Origin of the sequence: Microbacterium meiriae, from assembly GCF_032364335.1 — a bacterium.
In the GTDB taxonomy this organism is placed as follows: domain Bacteria; phylum Actinomycetota; class Actinomycetes; order Actinomycetales; family Microbacteriaceae; genus Microbacterium; species Microbacterium meiriae.
Genome location: NZ_CP133984.1, coordinates 533,716 through 554,143, shown reverse-complemented (window position 1 = coordinate 554,143; position 20,428 = coordinate 533,716). Strand labels below are relative to the sequence as shown.

The following is a 20,428-nucleotide window of genomic DNA, read 5'->3' as shown; positions in this document are numbered from 1 at the left end:
ACGATGCAGAATCTGGGTTCGGAGAGAGGGGAGAACGGGACGGGTGGCCCGCAGACCTACGTCGGCACGGGTGAGTCCGTCGAGCCGTCCCCCCTTGCGTTCCCCGCGGCGACCGCATGCGGCAGCGCGTAGGTCACGAGGCTCACGAGGAACTTCCCCGGCTCCTCGAACATGCACAGGTGTGCGGAGTTCTCGAACCAGACGACGTGCGTCGCGGGCGACGTCACGGTCTCCAGCCAGCGGGCGACCGGCCCGGTGGGCGTCGTCCAGTCGTGTCGTCCGAGGAACTGGAGCATCGGCACCTCGAACGCCGTCTGATCGCGGGCGTCGAAGCCGAGCAGGGCCGGCAGCACCTCGGGCATGGTCGCGCGCTGCCCGACACCGATGAGGCTCAGGTCGGCGTCCGTGTAATACGGGGACAGCTCCTGCGAGTCGGTGAAGTACGCGAAGTCGGAGCGATACGCCGAGAGGCCGCCGTAGTACTGCGCCCACCTCCGGCAGGTCACGATGCGTTCGACGGTCAACGGCTCCTCACCGGGGTACTCCCCGAGCGCCTGCAACTCGGAGATCGCCTGCTCGTTCCGGTCCGCGACAGCACTCCGCATCGCGTGGCGGAAGCTCGCCACCTCGTTCTCGGGTCCGGAGATGACCTGCCCGACGCCGATATACGCCCACAGCAGGTCGGGGCACCGCTGGGCCAGAGTGAGACCGAGGACCGTCCCCCAGCTGTGCCCGAGGACTCCGACCTTCTGCACGCCGAGCTCCCGCTGGAGCCACGCGATCAGCTCCGCGAGATCGTCGACGTACCGGTCGACGCTGAGGTCCATGCCTTCGGATACCGCGCTCGCGGACTTGCCGCTCGCGCGCTGGTCGTAGTTGACGACCGTGAAGTACTCCTCCACGCCTCGTTGCCAGATCCACGACGAGGGCAGCGACGGCAGGGCCGGACCGCCGTGACAGACGATGAGCACGGGGTTCCGTATGCTGCGGCCGCGAATCGAGACGAACTGGGAGACACCGCCGAGGTCGACGTACGCCGTCCTATCGATCGACTCCGGGTTCGGGATCCGGCAGAGATCCGCGATCACTGCGCGGCCGAGGTCGTCACTCATGTCGATCACCTTAGGAGAATCACACCGGCGGAACGTCACCCCAGCGCGCGCTGCCACACATCCCGATGCGCGGTGACGTAGTCGAGCACCGCCTTCCAGTGCGCCCCGTGACCCGTGCGGTACATCGTCCCCCACGGCTCGCGTCCCGTCTCCGCGGACGAGCGCAGCAGATCGAGCATCGCCTGCGTGCGCTGGCGCATCATGTCCGGAAGCTCCGCGCGCAGCTCCTCGTCGGCGCCGTATCCGTCGACGAAGGCCGCCAGGTCGTCGGCGGAGCGCTGCGGGTCGCGGGCCGGATCCGGAAGCGCGAACGTCTGCGCGGAGAAGGCGAGGTCCCAGGACCGGGTGCTCGGGGCGGCGCCGTCCCAGTCGATGAAGACCCAGCGGTCGCCGAGCATCAGGTTCCACGGCGCCAGGTCGTTGTGGCAGATGAGCTCCTGCGCCGGCGCTGACAGGGGAGGTTCCCAGACCGCATCGGTGGCGGGGACATGGCGCGCCGATACGTCATGGATCCGCCGGACCATCCCGCCCACGCGGCCGAGCTCGGCGGCGGAGAGCGGTGCGGAGTCCATCGCGAGCGTGCCGGGGACGAACTCGATGATCTGCCGCCCCTGTGCGTCTCGACCGAGCGGCTCGGGCGCATCCACTCCGCGGTCCCACATCGCCTGCACATAGGCGATCACGTGCGGGGTCGCGGCCGTCCATGCCTTGCGGACGGTGTTCCCCACGCGCACGACGGGTCCGCTCGCGTTGCCGCCCTCGAGGACTTCCTCCCGCATCCTCCGAGGCTATCGGAGGCGCCTCCGGGAGAGATCACTCCCGATGATGACGAGGGATACCTCCCCCGACGGACGCCGTTCGCCGCGCCCGTGAGCAGAGTGGAATCATGACACGACGCACCCTCCTCCCCGCTGCCGCCCTGCTCCTCGGTGGCACCCTGCTGCTCGGCGGATGCGCCGCCGTGGAGGGTCTCGTGCACAAGCAGTCGACCAGGACCTTCGAGGATGCCGACGCCTTCCGCACAGACGCGCCGGTCGATGCGGACTGGGTTCCGGACGACGCGACCGCCCTCACGCTCCGGACGTCGACCATCGAGGACGCGGACGACGCCGTCCTCCTGCTGGCGAGCGCGACCGCGCTGCCGGAGGAGTGCGTGGAGACGGAGCGGACCTCCGCCCCGACCTGGACTCTGGACGATGCCCCCTCCGCGTACGAGGCGAGCACCGTCTTCGTCTGCGGCGACTGGAGCGTCATCCCGTCCGACGACGGCTGGTTCGGATGGACGCCGAACTCCGACGAGGAGAAGACCGCCGCCCGAAGCTGACGCTCAGAGGCCGTCGAGGGCCTCGCGCGCCGCCTGCACGGCCTCGGCAGCGGTGTCCTTTTTCTCCACGGCCGCGGTGCGCCTCTTCTCCGCGGCGGGACGGTCGCGGTCGACGCGGTCGGCCTCCTGACGCAGCTGCTCCAGCTGCGCTTCCAGCTCGGCGATTCCGTCGGCCAGCTCCTCGGCGCGGTCGTGCAGCGCCTGCACCGCCTCGTCCTCCTTCGCGAGGGCACGCTCCGCCGCCGCGAGGTCCTTCTCCGCAGCAGCCACCCGACGTTCCGCGTCCCGACGTTTCCGGCGCTCCTGCAGTTCGTCCGGGGGACGCGGGGGTTGCGGCTGCAGCGCGGGGAGCGTCCCGGCCACCGCGTCGCGGATGTCGTCCGCCGTGCCCGAGGGTTCCAACGTCCGCACGAGACGTCCGGACGCCACGGCCGCCGCCGCGTCCGGGTCGAAGAACGCCGCGGAGATCGTCTGCTCGACCGCATCCCGCGTCGCCGCGGTCACCCGTTCTCCGCGGGAGCCCGCGAGGTCCGCAGCGGTCTCGGCGAGCCGTCGGGTCAGCGCGCGCCGTTCCCGGCCGAGCTTCGCCAGCGCCGCAGCGTCCAGATCCGCCTGCGCCTCGCGCAGCTCCGCGGCCAGCGCCAGGGCCTCCCCCAGTTGCGCAGCACGCTCCTGCGCGAAGACGTTGACGACCCAGGCGGCGACTGCCGGCTTACGCAGCGCCTTCACCTCCGCGGCGAGCGCGCGATCGTCGAGGTCTTTCGCCCGCGCATTCCGGGCGGCTGTGAACTCCTCGGGCGGCCCCGCATACAGCGCCGCCGCGATGTCATCGAGGGTCGGAGCGGCCATGCGCCCACGATACGCGTCGGCGTCGCGCTTCCGTCCGGGAACGGCTACTCGATGGCGAGGTAGTCCGCGGTATCGGAAGCGACCAGCACCTTGGCGCCGAAGCTCCCGCTGCCGTTGCCGGGATACAGGTAGAGCTGACCCGCCGCCGTGCGAGCAAGGAGATCGGCGCGACCGTCTCCGTTGTAGTCGACGCCTCCCGTGACCTCGGTGAACTCCTGCCATCCGATCCCGACTTGTCGCGGCGAGCGCAGTCCGGACGCGCCACTGTACATGCGCAGCACACCGTCCCCGGCGATGGCGGCGATATCCCCCCGGCCGTCTCCGTCGAAATCGCCGGCGACGAGGTAGTGGAATCCTTCCCAGCCGCCGCCGATCGTCGTGTGGGGAGGGCTGAACCCACCAGCGCCGTTTCCTCGGTAGACGGTGAGGATCCCCGCCTCCGAGACACCGACCACGTCCTGCCGGCCGTCGCCGGTGAAGTCCGCCCCGGAGGCGACGTGCCGCATCCCGTACCAGCCTGACCCGGGCGTCGTCGCGGGGCGGAACTGCCCGGCACCCGTTCCGGCCCAGAACTCCAGTGCTCCGTCGGAGCGGGCGACGAGAATGTCGGCGTTGCCGTCGCCGTTGAAGTCCGCATGGGTGATGTGCCGACGAGAGGCCGCCCATCCCGCTCCGAAAAGCGTGGTGGGGGCGGCGAACGATCCTCGTCCGTTCCCGTTCCGGAGTCGCAGGTCGCCGTTGCCGGCGACGACGAGCAGATCGGCTTTGTCGTCTCCCGTGTAGTCCCCTGCGCTGACGTTCGCGGGGTCGCCGACACCGAGACCGGGGAAGAACAGCGGGATCGTCCCACCTCGCGTGACGTTCGACAGGCAGGTGAAACCCTGGTTGATCTGGGAGTAGACCTTGCCGTTCAGCCACACCTCGAAGTGCAGGTGGTAGGCGGCGGAGTTGCCGGTGTTCCCGACGACGCCGATCTGCTGCCCGCGCAGGACCTTCGTCCCCGGTGCGTACCAGCCGGATGCCGCCATGTGGGCATACCGGGTGACATAGCCGCCCGGGTGCTGCACATCGACGTAGTTGCCGTAGCCGCCGTTCGACGTGCGGCTCTTGATCACACCGTCGTACGCCGCCAGGATCGGTGTCCCGCCGTTCCGGGAGATGTCGATGCCGTCGTGCGCGCGATAGTTGCCGAGGCAGCCGTCTCCGACCTTCGACTGGATGTTGCCCGAGGCCGGATAGACCATGTAGCCGTCGGAAGCGGCGACCGCGGAGCCGGTCGTGGTGAGGGCCGGCACCAGGGATCCCAGCACGATCGCGAGCACGGCGACGATCCCGATGCGACCAAGACGCAAGCGGGACGTGCGCTTCATCTCGAAGTTCTCTCTTGCTCGGCGGCCCCAGGGGACGTGGTGTCCTCCGCGGTCACCGTACCAAGGGCGGGCGTCCCGCGACGCGAACGCCACCCCCTTCGCTCCCGTTCCGCTGCTCTCGCGCCCCGGACGGGGTGAGACCCCGGAGGGGTGTACCGTCAGCATCATGGGAAGACTCCGGTACGACGGGCACTCGGATCCGATCCTCATCGACGATGAGACGCTCGCGCATCTGAAGATCGTCATCGCCACGAAGCTGCGCCGACAGGAGAGCTTCATGATGACGTGGCGGCCTCTCGAGGGCGGCATCGACCGGCGGGCGAGCGTGTGGATCCACCCCGCCATCCCCCTGCAGTTCGGCTTCGACGACGCGGAGCCGCCAGCGGTGGACCCGCACCGCATCCAGCAGATCGTGCAGGCTCTCAACGCCTCCGGCGATCTTCACCTGGACCACCTCACCGACCCGCGCTGACGCGCTCCGACGTCCGGTACGGAAGGGGCGCTGCCCGTGGACACCGCCGTGATCCCGGCTCTCTTCGTGATCATCCTCGGCCTCATCGTCGGAGCGGCGTTCCTGCGGGGGTGGGTACGGCGCAGCGCGTCGTCCGCGGGACAGCGTGCGGGCGATCGGTACACCGCCGCCCGCACGGAGGAGATCCTCGCCGATCTCGGCGCCACGCTCGTCGTCCGTGACTTCCCCACAGCCGCGGCCGAGATCGTGCGCACGGTCATCGCGGACCGCGGCACGAGCTTCTCTCTGCTCCCCGACGACGCATTGGGCATCCGCTTCGTGGAACCGGACGACACGGTCGCACGACTGGTTCCGGGCCCCGAGGGAACACTGTTGCGCGTCGAGACCTTCCGCGAGTACCTCGGCTTCCCGCAGACCGCACCGCTGTGGCGGGAGCTGCGGGCCCTGGTGGCCGCGGAGGCCGCTACCCGCCAGATCGAGGTGGCCGACGGACCCGTCTCCGTGTTCGAGCGGGGCCCTGTGCTCGACGACCGCAACGCGCGCTGGTTCCGCCAGGCCTGATCAGCGTTCACCGGCCCCCGCAGATGGGGGTCACGATTCTCAGGCGACGCAATTAGGCTAGACGCGCGCCGCGCCCCGCGGGGACTCGGATGACGACCCGGTCGTGGCGCATGCCGGAGGCCTCCTCCTCCGTGCTTGCGATCCCGTCCACGGAAACGAAGTCCGCTTCGTGTCGCGGACACGCCAGAAAGGCTTGAACCCATGAGCGAATCCTCGGGCACTCCCCGCGACGACGAGCGGTCGCCGGACTTCTTCGATCAGCTGATCGAGACGAATCCCCGCGACACGTCGTCCTCGTCCTCGGCCGCATTCACCATCGGATTCCGCGGCTACGACAAGGGCGAGGTCGACGCCGCGCTCGCATCGATGCGGGCCCAGCTCCAGCAGGCGGCCGATGAGGTGGCCGAGGCGAAGGCCCGCGAGGCCGAGTCGGTCGAAGCGGTCAAGGCCGAGGAGCGAGAGGCACGGGAGGCCCTCGAGGCCGAGCTCGCCGCGGCGAACGCCAAGGCCTCGGATGCGGAGCAGCAGGTGGCGACGCTCACCTCCGAGCTCGTCGACATGCCGCAGGCCGACGGTGAGGAAGCGCCGTCTCGCCAGCAGTTCGAGGCGATCCTGCGGGTGGCCGAGGAGCAGGCGAACGTCCTCATCCAGAACGCCGCCGTGCAGGCCGACCGCCTGATGACCTCTGCCCGCGAAGAAGTCGCCGCGCAGCGCGCCGAGGCCGAGGCGGATGCCGAGCGCATCATCTCCCAGGCTCAGCGCGACGCCGACCAGGTGCGACTGAAGATGGAGACCGAGTACACGGCCCATGAGGCGCGCATCGAGCGCGAGGCCGCACACGCCGCGGAGAAGGTCAGCCAGGCGTCGCAGGAGGCCACGGCGATCCGCACCGAGGCCGAGAAGGGGGCCGCCGCGCTGCGTTCCCTCGTCACGCGCGAGACCACCCAGCTGCGGGCGGACGCCGAGCGCGAGGTACGCGAGATGAACGCCCGCGTGCTGGAGTTCGAGGAGACCCTCACCCGCCGGCAGGACGACGCGCAGCAGGAGTTCCTGGTCCTCCACAACCAGGCCGTCGCCCACGCCGAGCGCATCACGACCGACGCCAACGAGCAGGTGACGGCCTCGCTGGAGCACGCCCAGCGCATCTCCGCGAAGGCCGACGGCTACGAGAAGCTCATGCGCTCGCAGGCGCAGGCGATCGAGGCCGACGCACAGGTCCGTGCGCGGGACATCCTCGAGCGTGCCCGCGTGAAGTCGCAGAAGATCGTCGATGCGGTGACCGGCCACACCTCCACCGTCCTCCGCGACGCTGAGGACCGAGCCCGTCAGCTGCGGTGGCAGCAGCAGCAGCTCACCAGCTTCATGGCCGAGGTACGCGAGCTCATCCGCCCCGACGGCATCTTCAGCGACGACAGCCTCCCCACGGAGATCGCGCTGACGGAGGCCACGATCGACGAGGACGACGACGAGAACGAGGACGACGTCGTCGAGGCGTCCGTCGAGAGCTTCCGCGGAGACGAGGTCCTCGACGACGAGCTCGACGACGACCGTCCGCTGGAGAAGATCACGATCGACGTCGTCGAGACGGACGACTCGAAGCGCTGATCCGCGCGGATACGACGAAGGGGCGAGCAGCTGTCTGCTCGCCCCTTCGTCGTATCCGTGTGCGTCAGGCGCGACGGAGCTGTGCCGCCGCGGGGCAGTCGAACGGGTCGCGCGCCGCCAGGCCCACCCGGTTCAGGTAGGCGATGACGATCGCGTACGAGCGCCCGAGACTCGTCTCCGTGTACGGGATGCCGTTGGCGGCGCAGTAGTCGCGCACGATGCCGCGCGCCTTCGACAGGTGCAACCGCGACATGTTCGGGAAGAGGTGGTGCTCCACCTGGTGATTGAGGCCTCCCATGAGCCCGGTGACCCACCACCCGCCGCGGATGTTGCGCGACGTGCGCACCTGCTTCGAGAAGAAGTCGAGCTTGGCGTCGGGCGCGATGACCGGCATGCCCTTGTGGTTGGGGGCGAAGGATGCGCCCATGTAGACGCCGAAGACCGCGAGCTGTACACCCAGGAACGCGAAGGCCATGCCGACGGGCAGCAGGAGGAACAGCGGCACGAGGAGGACGGCGAACCGCAGCACGATGAGTCCGAGCTCGATCCAGCGCCCCTTCACGTTCTTGCGCGTCATCAGGTGCTTCAGACCCAGGAAGTGCAGGTTGAGCCCCTCCAGCGTCAGAAGGGGGAAGAAGAGCCAGCCCTGCTTCCGCGTGATGAGCCGGACGATGCCACGCGACTGTGCCGCATCCTCCTCCAGGAAGGAGATGGTGTCGACCTGGATGTCAGGGTCCTTGCCGACCTGGTTCGGGTTGCCGTGGTGGCGGGTGTGCTTGGAATCCCACCAGTGGTAGCTCATGCCGATGATGCCGGCGAGCACGCGGGCCAGGCGGAAGTTCGCCGGTCCTGTGGAGAGGATCTGGCGGTGCGCGGCCTCATGGGCGAGGAACGCGACCTGCGTGAAGACGATGCCCAGGGCGGCGGCGATGAGCAGCTGGAACCAGCTGTCACCGAGGAGCAAGAATCCGGCGACGCAACCGGCGAAGGCGACGACCAGCGCGGCGCCGACGAGCGAGTAGAACACGGGCGTCCGCTGCAGGAGCCCGGTCTCCTTCACGACCTGCTGCACGTCCCGGTAGGCCCGGGCGAGCGGCGGGAAGTCCGCGTTGCCGGCATAGGTCTGACGCACGGGCCCCAGAGTGGCGGTGACGGACGGGGAGGGTGAAAGGGAGATGATGCTCTCCTGCCGATCGGGAGCCCTTGAGCTGAGGTAGCCAAGGGCGGATGCCGATCGCTGTGGCCACACTAACCGCGCCCGCATACGCGAGCCGGCATACGAGTCAGGCTCGCGCCCGCCGCATGCGCGGACGGCGGGCGCGCGGGCGAGTCGGCGACGCCGCGGGGCGCTTCGGCTCGTTCGCCTCGGCGAGCGCACGGAAGGCGTCGTCGAGGGAGGGGAAGGATCCGAGATCGGTGCCACGCTCGTCGCGCAGTCGGTGCGCGGATCCGTCGAACTCGACGAATCCGGCGAATTCGCCGTTCCGGGTGGCGACGTGCACGTCGACGTCGGCCTGCTTCCAGGTGAGAGGGGTGGACGGAGGGATGGTGGTGGTGCTCATGCTCATGCTCATTGCTGTGGGGCGGGCGCGCTGTCGCGCTCCGCACGTGAAGAGACCGAGGGCGGATTCCGCGCGCGTCGATGTGCGTGGTCCGTGGATGGCCCTGATCAGTGGCGACGAGGCGGCCGAGAGGGGGCGAAACGCACACGTTGCACGATCAGTCTAACAGATCCACGGAACCACGCTCCGACGACCTCAACTTCCCGGCGGGCGTCCGCTCCCGCTCCCGCTCGGTGCGGAACCGGCGCTCGGGGCGGTCGTGGTGTCGACGCCGATCACGAGCGTCGCCGTGTAGCCGCCGGCGACGCTACCCGTCGTCGTCGCGAGTTGCGATGCCCCGCCGTCGTCGCCGAAGACGTTGTCGGAGGTCAGCGTGATCCTTGCCAGGTTGTCCGCCGATCCGGCGTATGCCGTCTCCGCGTAGACCGCTCCGCAGGCGTCTTCGGGCAGCGCGAGCTGGGATGTCGCGATCGCGTTCGATGCTTCGGTGATCGACGCCGCGTCCGGGTAGACCTCGAAGTGGATGTGGGGCCACCGCCCCGAATAGCACCCGGGGAACACGGACGTGAAGGAGACCCTGCCGTCGTCGTCAGCGACCTGCACCCCGCGGAGATAGGAGACGTCCTCGAGCCCCGACGAGTAGAGCGAGTACTCCCCCTGGGCGTTGCAGTGCCAGGCGTACACGGCGACGCCCGCGAACGGCACCCCTCCGTTCGCGAGGTCGAGGATCTGCAACTCGAACGAGAGCGGGACCCCGTCCGCGGTGGCACCGCCGTCGATGGACGAGCGGATGTCCTGGCGGATGATCCCCGCCTCGTCGAGGACGTCGGGACCGTTCGAGCCGTCGCCCGGGTAGGGGCCGGCGGTCTCATCCGGGATCTCCGTGATCGCGGAGTCCGCTGCGGTGGCGCCGGCGCTGGGCGTGGGCGTGGCGGTCGTCGACGACGAGCCGGTGGCTGCCGGGGCGCAGGCGGCGAGGACGACGGCACCGAGGCCGAGGCCGCCGCCGATCAGGAGCCCGCGGCGGCTCATCAGCGTCCGGAGATCGAAGGCGACGCCCTGGTCGACCACCTCTTCGTCCGCGCGATCCAGCGGTCGTCCTTCGTACATGGGCCCCTGCGGCGTCGACGTCGGTTCGGGGATTCGGCTCATGATGTGCTCCTCTCGAGCGTGGGCGGCGTTGCCCCCGATGCTCGACGAGTGAACAATCAGGGAGCTATGCGCGACCGATGAGGAGCCTAGAAGCGGGAGCAGAGCGGAGGATGCGGGGACATCGCTCCGCTCTGCAGCGCTGGCGCTCGAAGAACTCGGCGGACAACGCAGGGCCGGGGCGATGGGGGAATCGCTCGCGCGGCCACGAAGACGGCCGGCATGCAGGGGACATGCGCGGCCGTGGCGCATCCAGTGCAACACGCAGCTTGGCACCTGTCAAGTTTTTCCTGGACGTCTGTCCGGATCCGCGAGAATGCCATAGCATTGCCCGCACCGATCCCGAAGGGGACGAGACCGGGGGCACAGCATGACGACGGCGACCAAGCGGGCGGAACGCGCAGGGGTGGACAAGTTCGCGATCCGCCGGCGAGCGCTGGCCGAAGCGGCGCTGGAGGCGATCGCCGAGCGCGGGTTCGCCAGGACGGGACTCCGCGAGATCGCCCAGCATTCGGAGCTCTCGCACGGAGCCCTGCACTACTACTTCACCGACAAGAACGACCTCATCGCGGAGGCCGTGCGGATCTCCAAGGGCGGGCTCGGTGACCGCTACCTCGCCGTCATGGAGGAGGCGGAGACCGCGGAGGACCTGGCGGCCGGCGCCGCGGAGGAGCTCGCCAGGAGCGTGCACGACGACGCCCGCCTGCACCGGCTCTGGTACGACCTCCGCAATCAATCGCTGTTCGAGTCCGGCTTCGGCGACACGATCGCGGAGGTCGAGGCCGACCTGCAGGAGGCCATCTGGCGCGTGGTCGAGCGCTACTCCGAGCTGCGCGGTCGGCCCTGCCGCTTCACGCCGCTCTTCGCGTATGCGCTGACGGACGGCATGATGCAGCACGCCCTCATCCGTCACCTCCGCGGTGACACCGAGGCGATCGCGCGCCTGCGCGTCGAATGCCTGGACCTGTTCGCCGCCAGCGTCTGACCGCGGCGCTCAGGCGTCCGTCGCCGCGGCGCCGCGGGGAATCGGCGGCCGCATCACCAGCACCGCCACGATCCCCACCATGACCGCTGCCGTCAGCGCCACCGGCACGGGCACGAACGGGTCGAGCAGGACGAGCAGCGCCCCCACGGGGATGACCGTGTTGACGACGCGGTCGGCATTGTCGCGGATGGCGACCCACCAGATCCCGATGAGGAACACCGCGATCGGGATGGACACCGTGAAGGTGGCCGCCACGGGAGCGAGATGGCTCTCCCCCGTCATCACGTCCAGCTCCACCTCGATGCCGGCGGAGAAGGCCGCGGCCGCCGCGAAGACGAAGTAGTGCGTGTAGCCGTAGCGCAGCGAACGGCCGAGAGTGGTGATAGCCCGGTGGTGGGGCGGCCAGAAGTAGATCCACCACAACGCCGCCGTCACGACGAAGGCGAGGGCCGAGATGGCCAGGAGCGGACCCAGGGCCTCCACCTCGTCCAGCGCGTCGATGATCGCGTTGGCGGAGGCGAGGAGGCTCTCGCCGAGCACGATGAGAGTGAACAGACCGTAGCGCTCCGTGATGTGGTGCGGATGCCAGGGTGTCTGGTGCCGGCGCTCGGCGAACACCGGGACCGCGATCTCGATGAGCGCGAAGACGACGAAGGCCGCGAGTTGCACGGGGCCGGACGGGATCAGCAGGAACAGAAGCCACAGCACCTGCACGACGGCGATGCCGAGGGCGTACCGCAGAGCGACGCGCCGGAGCGGGCCCTCGTTCCGCGAGGCCCGCAGCCACTGCGCCACCACCGCGATCCGCATGACGACGTAGCCCACCACGGGGAGCGTGAAGTCGCTCTCCTCGAAGGCCCCGGGGATCCCGGCGGCGAGGATGAGGACGCCCGCCATCTGGACGAACGTGGCGATCCGGTACGGCCAGTCGTCCGTGTCGAACGAGGTCGCGAACCAGGTGAAGTTCATCCACGCCCACCAGATAGCGAAGAAGAGCATCGCGTAGGAGGTGATCCCGTGGAGGAAGTCTCCGTGGCTCAGCGCGTGATGCAGCTGCGCCGAGGCGATGCTCACCGCCACCACGAAGACGAGGTCGAAGAAGAGCTCCAGCGGACTCGCGGCCCGATGCGGCTGACCGGGGTCGCGCGGCCGCATGGGCTGCAGACGGAAGCGAGGACTCGATGTCGGGTGCGCGGTCACCGCGACAGACTAGCTCCGGGTGCACCCTCGCATGCGGTATTCCGGAACGGGTTTTCGCTCACCCTCGGGAAGCGCTTCCGTCGGGCGGCCGAATCCGCTACAGTGATGACCGTCTGCAGTGCCTGCTGCACGCCTCGTCGGTTTGGGACGACGAGGACACCTTCTCGATGTGGGATCGCGAAGCTTCAGCAGGACCCGAGGGGTCGGGACGCAGACGTGTCCGTGAACGTGGGGTTCATGGTCTGGGGAAAACTGGGGAAACGATGGCGCACTGGGGTTATCTGCGTACATTCACGGCTCAAGGGGCCTCGGCATGACTTCCGTCGAGGATGCTCTGAGCATCGCTCGTACGGGTTTCACGCCGATCACGGCTCCGCGGGCGACCGCGTCGGTGACGCATGCGGCGAGCACGCCGCGTGTCTCGGCGACGCTCGAACGACGCCTGCAGTGGGAGCGTCGCTATCGGATGCGGCTGCGGATCACGGATGCGGCTGTCATCCTGATCGCCGTCGCACTGACGGCGGCGGTCCAGCTGCTCACCGGCGTCACGGTGATCGAGGCCGTGCGCAACGCCGCATTGCTGGGTCTCGCCTGGTACCTGATGCTGTCGGCGCTCAACAGCCGAGCCGCCGCCATCTTCGGGTCTGGGGCCACGGAGTACCGTCGCGTCGCGCACGCGGCGGGTCTCGCCTTCGGCATCACCGCCATTGCGGGCGTGCTCCTGGAGTGGGAAGGGCTGCAGCCGCTGTTCTTCATCGCGCTCCCGGTCGGCATGCTCGGTCTCCTCTTCGCCCGCTGGGCCTGGCGTCGCTGGCTGCAGCGGCAGCGCCTGTCCGGACGGTTCGCGTCGAGGACACTGGTGGTCGGCGCCACCGAGGACGTCGAGTATGTGATCGACTCCCTGCAGAAGGGCGGGGAGAACGGCTACCACGTCGTGGGGACGACGTTGCTGGATCGCAATGCCGGCGCGCTCAGGATCGGGGAGAGCATCTACCCGGTCGTGGGCGATCTGGACACCGTCGCCCCCGCGGCGGCACAGCTCGGGGCGGACACCATCATCGTGGCGAGCCGCCCCGAGGGGTCCCCCGACTTCGTCAAGCAGCTCAGCTGGCAGCTCGAAGGCACGGCCGCCGAGCTCGTCCTCTCGAGCCGCCTGACGGACGTCGCGGGTCCTCGCATCTCGCTCCGCCAGGTCGACGGCCTGCCGCTGATCCAGGTGAAGATCCCGACCTACGAGGGCGGCGTCCACCTGCTGAAGCGCGCCCTCGACGTACTGGTGGCCGCCATCGCGCTGATTCCGATCGCGCTGCTCACACCTGTGCTCAGCGCTCTCATCAAGCTCGACTCTCCGGGGCCCGTGTTCTTCTTCCAGGAGCGTGTCGGCCGGGACGGCCGTACGTTCAAGATGGTCAAGTTCCGTTCCATGCGCACCGACGCCGAGAAGCAGCTCGCGGCGCTGAAGGACCACAACGAGGGCGCCGGCCTCCTCTTCAAGATGAAGGACGACCCCCGCGTGACCCGCGTCGGGAAGGTGCTGCGCAAGCTGTCGCTGGATGAGCTCCCGCAGTTCTGGAACGTGCTGGTCGGCGACATGAGCGTCGTCGGTCCGCGGCCGCCGCTGCCCAGCGAGGTCACCGCTTACGACGGCACCGTGTTCCGCCGCCTGTACATCAAGCCCGGGATCACGGGTCTGTGGCAGGTCTCCGGACGCAGCGACCTGTCGTGGGACGAGAGCGTGCGGCTCGACCTGCGCTACGTGGAGAACTGGTCCGTCATGAACGATCTGCAGATCATGTGGCGCACCGCGAAGGTCATGGCGCAGCCGAGCGGGGCATACTGAGCGGATGAGCACTACGACACCCCTCACGATCGCGATGGTGGGGACCCGCGGCGTGCCTGCGGCCTACGGCGGATTCGAGACGGCCATCGAAGAGGTGGGGCGACGGCTCGCCGACCGTGGCCACGACGTCGTCGTGTACACCCGCGGCTCCGAGCACCGTGAGAAGGTGTACCTCGGCATGCGCGTGGTACACCTCCCCGCGGTCCCGGTGAAGCAGATCGAGACCCTCAGCCACACCGGGCTGTCGGCCCTGCATCTGCTCTTCCACCGCCGCCCCGACGCGACCTTCGTCTTCAACGCCGCGAACTCGCCGTTCCTCCCGCTGCTCCGGCTGCGCCGGGCGCCCGTCGCCCTGCACATGGACGGTCTGGAGTGGCGCCGGTCGAAGTGGGGTCCCCGCGGCAAGGCGTACTATCGCTGGGCCGAGCAGTTCGGCGTCCGCACCGCGGACGCGCTCATCGCCGACGCCCCCGGCATCTCCGACTACTACCGCCACCAGTTCGACGTGCCCACGGAGCTCATCCGATACGGCGCGCCGATCCTCGATCAGCCGTCGACGCACCGCCTGGCCGAGATGGACCTGACTCCGAACGGCTACCACCTCGTCGTCGCTCGGTTCGAGCCGGAGAACCACGTGCTCGAGATCGTCCGCGGATACCGCGCCAGCGCCGCGCGACTGCCGCTCGTGGTCGTCGGCTCCGCGCCGTACGCCGCCGGATACATCCAGGAGATCCGGAACGCCGGCGAGGGCGACGAGCGGATCCGCCTCGTGGGCGGCGTCTACGACCAGGAGCTCCTCGACGGGCTCTACGCCCACGCCGCCACCTACCTGCACGGCCACTCCGTCGGAGGCACCAACCCGTCGCTCCTGCGCGCCATGGGGGCGGGCACCGCGGTGATCGGCTACGAGGTGCCCTTCAACCGGGAGGTCCTCGGCGGCAACGGCTGGTTCTTCGCCGACGCGGATGACGTCGCGACCCACGTCGCGGCCGCCGAAGCCGACCCCACGACCCGCGACGCGCATGCAGCCGCGGTGCAGGAGATCGCCCGCACGCGCTTCCGCTGGGACGACGTGGCGGACGAGTACGAAGACCTCGCCCGCCGTCTGTCCGAAGGCTCCAGCGTCCACGCGTCCGCGCGGCGCGCGCGCCGACGGAGCGCCGACTGGGCACCCGCCCCCGCGGACGCGACACGATGACCACCGGCGTGAAGAGGAAGACCGTCCTTCTCGTGCATCCCGGTGCCGAGATGTTCGGGTCGGACCGCATGCTCCTCGAGAGCGCGACCGGTCTCGTGGAGGCGGGCGCCCGTGTGGTGGTCGCCCTTCCGAGCTCGGGTCTGCTCGTCCCGCCGCTGCGTGCCGCCGGAGCAGAGGTCGTCATCCTGCCGATGCTCGTCCTGCGCAAGGTGCTGCTCACCCCGCGCGGTCTGCCCCGCCTGTTCCGCGACATGTTCCGGGGCCTCGGCGCCGCATGGCGTCTGATCGGACGCGTGCGCCCCGACGCCGTCTACGTGTCGACCATCATCATTCCGCAATGGCCCCTCGTGGCCCGACTCCGCGGCACTCGCGCGGTCAGTCACGTGCACGAGGCGGAGGCCTCCGGGAGCACGCTGGTGAACCGCCTGCTCTACATGCCGCACCTCGCCTCGGTCCGCACCCTCGTGAACAGCCGCTTCAGCCTCGACACCATCCGGCGCGCGCTGCCCGCTCTCGCCGACCGCACCCGGATCGTCGCCAACGGCGTCGCGTCGCCCCCGCACCCCGCGCCGCCGCGGCCCCGGATCGACGGCGCCCTCCGCGTGCTGTACGTCGGGCGGCTCTCGCCTCGGAAGGGTCCCGACCTCGTCATCGACGCCGCGGCGGCAGTGCAGGCGGAGGGGCGGCCCGTCGAGGTCACGCTCCTCGGGGCGGTCTTCGAGGGATACGAATGGTACGAGCGCGAACTGCGCGCCCGTGCCGCAGAGACCGGGGTCTCCGTCACCTTCGCGGGTTTCCACGCCGACATCTGGCCGTTCCTCGCGGAAGCCGACGTGCTGCTCGTGCCCTCCCGGGTGGACGAGCCGTTCGGGAACACTGCAGTCGAGGGCGTGCTGGGGCTCCGCCCCGTCATCGCGAGCGACAGCAGCGGTCTGCGCGAGGCCGCGGGCGGCTATGCCACCGCGCAGCTGGTCGCACCCGACGATGCTCCGGCGATCGCCGCCGCACTCGACGACGTGTGCGCACGGTGGGACGACCTCGTGGGCAGTGTGGCCGAGAGCCGCGACGAAGCCCTGCGTCGGCACGCACCTGCGGTCTACCGCGCCGGCGTCACCGCCGGCGTCCTCGACTGACGACCCGCCGGTATCCGCACGGCGCCGGGCGCGCGCGACCTGGGCTCACGCCGAGACGGCAGCCTCGGCCGTGAGCCGCGCCCGATGACGCACGATGTAGATCGAGAACGGGATCAGCTGACAGACCAGAAGCGCGAAGGCGACACCGAGGAGCGGACCGGCGATACCGAGGATCGGTGTGAGGACGAACGCCAGGGTGACCCCGACCGCGGCCATGCTGAGGGTGGGGATCACCTGGAATCGGATCCCGGGCTTGTCCATGATGAACATCCCGAGCGGGTAGACAGCCGCCGTGAGCATGATCATGAGGCCGAACGCGAAGATCGTGGTCGGCCGGACCTCTAGCTCTCCCTGCGTGATGAACCCGAACAGCCACGGCCCGACGAGCCACACCACCACCGTCGCGAGGGCGACCGCCACGGCGAACAGTCCGGAGAGCAGGAACGGTCCGCGGCGGAGATCGCCCTGGTGTCGCATGCGGGCGAAATGCGGCCAGAGCGCGAGCCCACCGGCCATCACCAGACCGTTGAGCGCGAAGAAGACCTGCCCGGCCACACCGTACTCGGCGACGTCGGTCGGACCGCCGAGCTGGGCGATCACGTACCGCTGCGACCCCACCGCGATCGGATACGTCACCATCTGAGCCAGCATCGGCCATCCCACGTCCATCACCCGTACGCCGGGGAACCGTCGCGGGCGCAGGACCATGCGCGCAGCCTCGGGGATCAGCGGAGACGTGGTCCGAGCGGTGATGAGGACGCCGAGGATCGAGACGATCAGCGAGGCCGCGAACGACGCGATCGCCGCGTAGGAATGCAGATTCTCGCCACCGAACGTCAGCAGCAGCCACACCCCGGCCAGCGTGAGCGGCGAGATGAGGCCCTGCAGCAGGATCACGATGTGGTTCTTGCGCTGCCCGAGCATGATCCGCGCCCAGATGCCCAGCGGGATACCGAGACAGAAGATCGTCACGCAGAAGAAGGCGGCCAGCGACGCCCCCGGCTCTCCTCCGGCATCGCCGAACACGATCTCCCAGGCACCGGTGGCCAGGAGCACGGTGTTGATCGCCATGGCGGAGGCCGCGAACATCAGCAGCACCCGGCCGACCGACGTGAGCTGACAGCGGAGCTTCTCGTCCGTCCGCACGTCGTCGCTCGTGGCCACGGCGTTCACGAGCACGGCGCCGCTGCCGAGATCGGTGAAGGTCAGCAGCGACGGGATCGTCGTGAGCAGCGTATAGAGGGCGAAGCTGCCGACGCCCGCGTCTCCGATGATCATCCGCGTCGTGAGAACGCCGCAGACCAGCGCGATGACCATCGTCAGCGCGCGGGCGCCGACAGCGAGAAGAGAACCCATACCTAGATCGTCACCGCGGCAGGGCTCCCAGCGTCGCGCTGTTGCCGGGGAGTCGCGATACCGAGGCGATATCCGCCGGCACGGGGACCGCCACTGCGGCCTGACGCTGCGCCTGCGCGGGCGCCAGCACATACGTGGCGGACACCACGGAGGCTCCCTGCACGAACTGAGAGCGGCGGTCCTGACCCGTCGCCGCGGTGAACGCCGCGAGGGTGTCTGCCACCGCCGGATCCCGCGAGACGGATCCCTTCGACCAGGCCGAGAACCATCGGGGCGTGCCGGGGGCGGTGCGGTGGTAGAGGTTGCCGTTCACGCTCGACATCATCTGCGCACCGGTGAAGGTGGTCGAGTAGTCCTGTACGCAGACCAGGCAGTTGCCCGCGCTCTCCGCCATGACGTTGTTGGACATCACGGTGTTGCGCACGATCCACGGCGCCAGCGGTGCGAAGCGCGTGCGCGGATCGTGGCCCGCCGCGTTCGGGTCGGAGGCTCGGCGACCGTCCTGACCGATGCTGACGTTCCGGTTGGCGTTGCCGACGAAGGTGTTGTTCCAGATCTTCACGTTGCCGGAGTTCAGGACGAACAGCCCGAAGTCGCCGTTGCGGGCGATGATGTTGTCGGCGACGACCGCCCGCTCCGAGAGCTCGACCATGACACCGTGGCCGGTGTTGCCGATCACGTCGTTACCCGTGAAGACGATGTCGATGACCGATTCGTCGAACCACGGACCACGACCGGCGTTCCCCGTGAACGCGCTGTCGGTGACGGTCACTCCGCGCGTCCGGGTGACCTTGAACGCGCCGGACACCGGGGAGTGGTTGAAGCGCTCGGCGTTGTTCCCGACGGAGAGCATCTGCTTCACCTTCAAGCCGTCGGCCTGGGAGGCGCCGCCACCGAGGAGACCGTTGCCGATCAACGAGACGCGCGTCAACGTCGTCCTCGGCGCCCAGGAGTAGAAGCCGGTCGTCGAGTTGTCGCGGATCGTCACGTCGGCGAGCGTGATGTCGCTCGCTGCGGCGATGACGGTCCCCATCTGGGGCACGCTGGTGGCGTACCGGCGGATGCCGATGCCGCGCACCTCGGATCCGGCGGACCGGATCGAGAGCGCCTGGGTGAGCACGCTCGCCTCCACGGGCTTGCCCGTCGGGTCGGTGCCGATCACGAGCCGCTTCGCCCGATCGTCGACGAAGAAGGTCCCGGCGACGACCTGCGCGGCGGAGGCGACCTCCCGCAGCTGCACGCCCGCGACCCACACCTGGTCCGGATGCGCGGCCATCGGGTGCGCGGGATCGACGAAGCGCCACTCCGGCTGGGTGTTGTCGGGCGCTCCCTTCGTGTATGTGGGGCTCGAGTCGAGCGCGGTCCCCCAGCCGTCGACCGTCCAGGTCTTGCCTGCGGGCTTCCAGCCGGTGACGGTCTTCGCGCCGTCCATCCAGACCGCCTCGTTCGGAGCGGGCTGGATCGTGACGCGCTTCTGCGGCGGCACGACGATCTCCTCGTGGTAGGTGCCACCGCGGAGCACGATGGTGCCGCCGTTCGGTACCAGCCGCAGCGCGGCCGCGATCGTGCGCACCGGCGAGTTCTTCGTACCGGCAGCGCCGTCCGATCCGCCCGGCGCCGCGTAGATCGCGGTGGCGGGTGCCGGGTACGACAGCGACCCCGGGGCGGCGGCGCCCGGCTTCCCGCGGACACCGGCCGGGGTGGCAGGTGGAGCGGGTGTCACCGGGGTGGTCGGCGTCACCGGGGGAACCGGAACCGGGTTCGGCGCAGGAGCCGGGTTCGGCGCGGGGGCGGGCGTCGGCGTCGGCGTCGGAGTGGGAGTCGCCACCGGCGCGGCTGCGAGCACGTCGTCGATCGCGAGCGGGACGGCGGCCTTCGCTCCGGAGGACGTGTACAGCGCGAAGCCGTAACCACCCGCGGCCGTGATCCGCGTGGCCGAGGAATCGGCGTGCGTCACCTGCCACGCGGACGGCTCGTCCCCATCTGCCGCCCAGGCCTTGGCCGCGAGCGTCACCGGACTGGTCCCGGTCACGTCGAGGGCGACGCGCAGCGACATGCCCGTCGTCACCGGGAAGGGGAGTCGTCGCTCGCTCAGGTTCTGCACAGTGGTGAGGTCGGTCATCCGGACCACGGACACGTAGGCGGAGCCGTCGGGGTGCACGCGGAGACGCACACCGTAGGAGTCCTTGCCGACGATGCGGACGGCCTGGGCCAGGTAGAGCGGACCGCCGACGGGGAGGGCAGGGACCGTCACCGTGTAGCGGCTCGACACATCCGCCGCGGTCACCCCGGCCACGGTCGCCCGCGCCGTGATCCCGGGCTTCCGACTGGCGAGCATCGCCTGCCCGTTCCCGACGCTCGACGCACCCTCGACGACACGCCAGGCCCCGACGGGAGAGGCGCCCCAGCCGGAGGCGACGGTGCGGTTCATCGGGTCGGAGAGGAGGGGACCCGCAGACGCTGCCGCCGGTCGGGCCGACGGCGAGGCGGCGGCGACCGCCGCGGAGGCCGGTGCGGCGATCAGCACTCCGGAGAGCGCGACGGTGACGCCCAGGGCACCCGCGAGCAGGCGATGGCGACGCCGTGGCGCCGCTGGCGATGAGAGACGAACAGGGAACGGAAAGGACACGATGTCACCGTTTCTGGGGTGGAATACACGATCACCCACGCTTCGCCGCAGTTTCAACCCCGGCGACAAAGTGCGAGCCCCCC

Annotated in this window: 18 protein-coding genes; 8 read left to right on the top strand and 10 right to left on the bottom strand. The window is 69.7% G+C overall.

Annotation, left to right across the window (positions count from 1 at the left end; translation table 11 throughout):
- Nucleotides 1-56: 56 nt before the first annotated feature.
- Together RI211_RS02490 and RI211_RS02485 are read right to left on the bottom strand one after the other, a co-directional pair.
- Nucleotides 57-1,112, bottom strand: coding sequence for an alpha/beta hydrolase (locus RI211_RS02490; RefSeq protein WP_315638133.1), 1,056 nt, complete (start codon nucleotides 1,110-1,112; stop codon nucleotides 57-59).
- Between the two features lie 35 nt (nucleotides 1,113-1,147).
- Nucleotides 1,148-1,891, bottom strand: a complete 744-nt coding sequence (locus tag RI211_RS02485; protein ID WP_315638132.1) for a phosphotransferase — start codon at nucleotides 1,889-1,891, stop codon at nucleotides 1,148-1,150.
- A gap of 107 nt (nucleotides 1,892-1,998) precedes the next feature.
- Between RI211_RS02485 and RI211_RS02480 the strand changes: the two genes are divergently transcribed.
- Entirely contained in the window at nucleotides 1,999-2,436 is a 438-nt protein-coding gene (locus tag RI211_RS02480) for a hypothetical protein (RefSeq protein WP_315638131.1), read from the top strand.
- A 3-nt stretch (nucleotides 2,437-2,439) separates the two neighbouring features.
- On the opposite strand, the gene RI211_RS02475 is transcribed toward RI211_RS02480, so the two are convergent.
- On the bottom strand, nucleotides 2,440-3,285 hold the full coding sequence (locus RI211_RS02475) for a transposase (RefSeq protein ID WP_315638130.1): 846 nt from the start codon (nucleotides 3,283-3,285) through the stop codon (nucleotides 2,440-2,442).
- Nucleotides 3,286-3,329: 44 nt separating this feature from the next.
- Entirely contained in the window at nucleotides 3,330-4,655 is a 1,326-nt protein-coding gene (locus RI211_RS02470; protein ID WP_315638129.1) for an FG-GAP-like repeat-containing protein, read from the bottom strand.
- Between the two features lie 166 nt (nucleotides 4,656-4,821).
- On the opposite strand from RI211_RS02470, the gene RI211_RS02465 reads away from it, so the two are divergent.
- The 3 genes from RI211_RS02465 to RI211_RS02455 all read left to right on the top strand — a co-directional run bounded on the left by RI211_RS02465 (nucleotide 4,822) and on the right by RI211_RS02455 (nucleotide 7,293).
- A complete protein-coding gene (locus RI211_RS02465; protein ID WP_187663204.1) occupies nucleotides 4,822-5,127 on the top strand; it encodes a DUF7882 family protein in 306 nt (101 codons plus the stop codon).
- Nucleotides 5,128-5,163: 36 nt separating this feature from the next.
- On the top strand, nucleotides 5,164-5,688 hold the full coding sequence (locus RI211_RS02460; protein WP_315638128.1) for a hypothetical protein: 525 nt from the start codon (nucleotides 5,164-5,166) through the stop codon (nucleotides 5,686-5,688).
- A gap of 201 nt (nucleotides 5,689-5,889) precedes the next feature.
- Nucleotides 5,890-7,293, top strand: a complete 1,404-nt coding sequence (locus RI211_RS02455) for a coiled-coil domain-containing protein (RefSeq protein WP_315638127.1) — start codon at nucleotides 5,890-5,892, stop codon at nucleotides 7,291-7,293.
- A 64-nt stretch (nucleotides 7,294-7,357) separates the two neighbouring features.
- Here RI211_RS02455 and RI211_RS02450 read toward each other — a convergent pair whose 3' ends face one another.
- The 3 genes from RI211_RS02450 to RI211_RS02440 form a co-directional block, all read right to left on the bottom strand.
- A complete protein-coding gene (locus RI211_RS02450) occupies nucleotides 7,358-8,425 on the bottom strand; it encodes a fatty acid desaturase family protein (RefSeq protein ID WP_232089173.1) in 1,068 nt (355 codons plus the stop codon).
- Nucleotides 8,426-8,576: 151 nt separating this feature from the next.
- Nucleotides 8,577-8,855 (bottom strand): hypothetical protein, encoded by a 279-nt coding sequence (locus RI211_RS02445; protein ID WP_315638126.1) that lies wholly within the window; start codon nucleotides 8,853-8,855, stop codon nucleotides 8,577-8,579.
- Nucleotides 8,856-9,050: 195 nt separating this feature from the next.
- Entirely contained in the window at nucleotides 9,051-10,007 is a 957-nt protein-coding gene (locus tag RI211_RS02440; protein WP_315638125.1) for an intradiol ring-cleavage dioxygenase, read from the bottom strand.
- 367 nt (nucleotides 10,008-10,374) lie between these two features.
- On the opposite strand from RI211_RS02440, the gene RI211_RS02435 reads away from it, so the two are divergent.
- The gene (locus RI211_RS02435) at nucleotides 10,375-10,989 is read left to right on the top strand and encodes a TetR/AcrR family transcriptional regulator (RefSeq protein WP_187663198.1); all 615 of its coding nucleotides are present in this window, start codon (nucleotides 10,375-10,377) and stop codon (nucleotides 10,987-10,989) included.
- 9 nt (nucleotides 10,990-10,998) lie between these two features.
- Here the strand turns inward: RI211_RS02435 and RI211_RS02430 are convergent, their stop codons facing one another.
- Entirely contained in the window at nucleotides 10,999-12,189 is a 1,191-nt protein-coding gene (locus RI211_RS02430; protein WP_315638124.1) for a low temperature requirement protein A, read from the bottom strand.
- A 313-nt stretch (nucleotides 12,190-12,502) separates the two neighbouring features.
- Here RI211_RS02430 and RI211_RS02425 point away from each other — a divergent pair, with 313 nt between their 5' ends.
- From RI211_RS02425 to RI211_RS02415, 3 genes are read left to right on the top strand one after another with little or no spacing between them, the layout of a single operon-like run.
- Nucleotides 12,503-14,029, top strand: a complete 1,527-nt coding sequence (locus tag RI211_RS02425) for a sugar transferase (RefSeq protein ID WP_268777657.1) — start codon at nucleotides 12,503-12,505, stop codon at nucleotides 14,027-14,029.
- Between the two features lie 4 nt (nucleotides 14,030-14,033).
- Nucleotides 14,034-15,227 carry a DUF1972 domain-containing protein gene (locus RI211_RS02420; RefSeq protein WP_315638123.1) on the top strand — a complete coding sequence of 398 codons (1,194 nt, stop codon included), beginning with the start codon at nucleotides 14,034-14,036 and terminating at the stop codon, nucleotides 15,225-15,227.
- Entirely contained in the window at nucleotides 15,224-16,360 is a 1,137-nt protein-coding gene (locus RI211_RS02415) for a glycosyltransferase (RefSeq protein WP_268777659.1), read from the top strand. Before RI211_RS02420 ends, RI211_RS02415 begins: the two co-directional genes overlap by 4 nt.
- Before the next feature lie 45 nt (nucleotides 16,361-16,405).
- Here the strand turns inward: RI211_RS02415 and RI211_RS02410 are convergent, their stop codons facing one another.
- Entirely contained in the window at nucleotides 16,406-17,716 is a 1,311-nt protein-coding gene (locus RI211_RS02410) for an MATE family efflux transporter (RefSeq protein WP_315638122.1), read from the bottom strand.
- Between the two features lie 10 nt (nucleotides 17,717-17,726).
- Nucleotides 17,727-20,345, bottom strand: a complete 2,619-nt coding sequence (locus tag RI211_RS02405; RefSeq protein WP_315638121.1) for a right-handed parallel beta-helix repeat-containing protein — start codon at nucleotides 20,343-20,345, stop codon at nucleotides 17,727-17,729.
- Nucleotides 20,346-20,428: the final 83 nt, after the last annotated feature.

Excerpts from the sequence above, each read along its gene's own strand:
- RI211_RS02470 (WP_315638129.1), bottom strand. The coding sequence starts at position 4,655 with ATGAAGCGCACGTCCCGCTTGCGTCTTGGTCGCATCGGGATCGTCGCC.
- RI211_RS02480 (WP_315638131.1), top strand. The coding sequence starts at position 1,999 with ATGACACGACGCACCCTCCTCCCCGCTGCCGCCCTGCTCCTCGGTGGC.
- RI211_RS02465 (WP_187663204.1), top strand. The coding sequence starts at position 4,822 with ATGGGAAGACTCCGGTACGACGGGCACTCGGATCCGATCCTCATCGAC.
- RI211_RS02440 (WP_315638125.1), bottom strand. The coding sequence starts at position 10,007 with ATGAGCCGAATCCCCGAACCGACGTCGACGCCGCAGGGGCCCATGTAC.
- RI211_RS02445 (WP_315638126.1), bottom strand. The coding sequence starts at position 8,855 with ATGAGCACCACCACCATCCCTCCGTCCACCCCTCTCACCTGGAAGCAG.
- RI211_RS02425 (WP_268777657.1), top strand. The coding sequence starts at position 12,503 with ATGACTTCCGTCGAGGATGCTCTGAGCATCGCTCGTACGGGTTTCACG.
- RI211_RS02410 (WP_315638122.1), bottom strand. The coding sequence starts at position 17,716 with ATGGGTTCTCTTCTCGCTGTCGGCGCCCGCGCGCTGACGATGGTCATC.
- RI211_RS02475 (WP_315638130.1), bottom strand. The coding sequence starts at position 3,285 with ATGGCCGCTCCGACCCTCGATGACATCGCGGCGGCGCTGTATGCGGGG.
- RI211_RS02435 (WP_187663198.1), top strand. The coding sequence starts at position 10,375 with ATGACGACGGCGACCAAGCGGGCGGAACGCGCAGGGGTGGACAAGTTC.
- RI211_RS02490 (WP_315638133.1), bottom strand. The coding sequence starts at position 1,112 with ATGAGTGACGACCTCGGCCGCGCAGTGATCGCGGATCTCTGCCGGATC.
- RI211_RS02485 (WP_315638132.1), bottom strand. The coding sequence starts at position 1,891 with ATGCGGGAGGAAGTCCTCGAGGGCGGCAACGCGAGCGGACCCGTCGTG.
- RI211_RS02420 (WP_315638123.1), top strand. The coding sequence starts at position 14,034 with ATGAGCACTACGACACCCCTCACGATCGCGATGGTGGGGACCCGCGGC.
- RI211_RS02455 (WP_315638127.1), top strand. The coding sequence starts at position 5,890 with ATGAGCGAATCCTCGGGCACTCCCCGCGACGACGAGCGGTCGCCGGAC.
- RI211_RS02415 (WP_268777659.1), top strand. The coding sequence starts at position 15,224 with ATGACCACCGGCGTGAAGAGGAAGACCGTCCTTCTCGTGCATCCCGGT.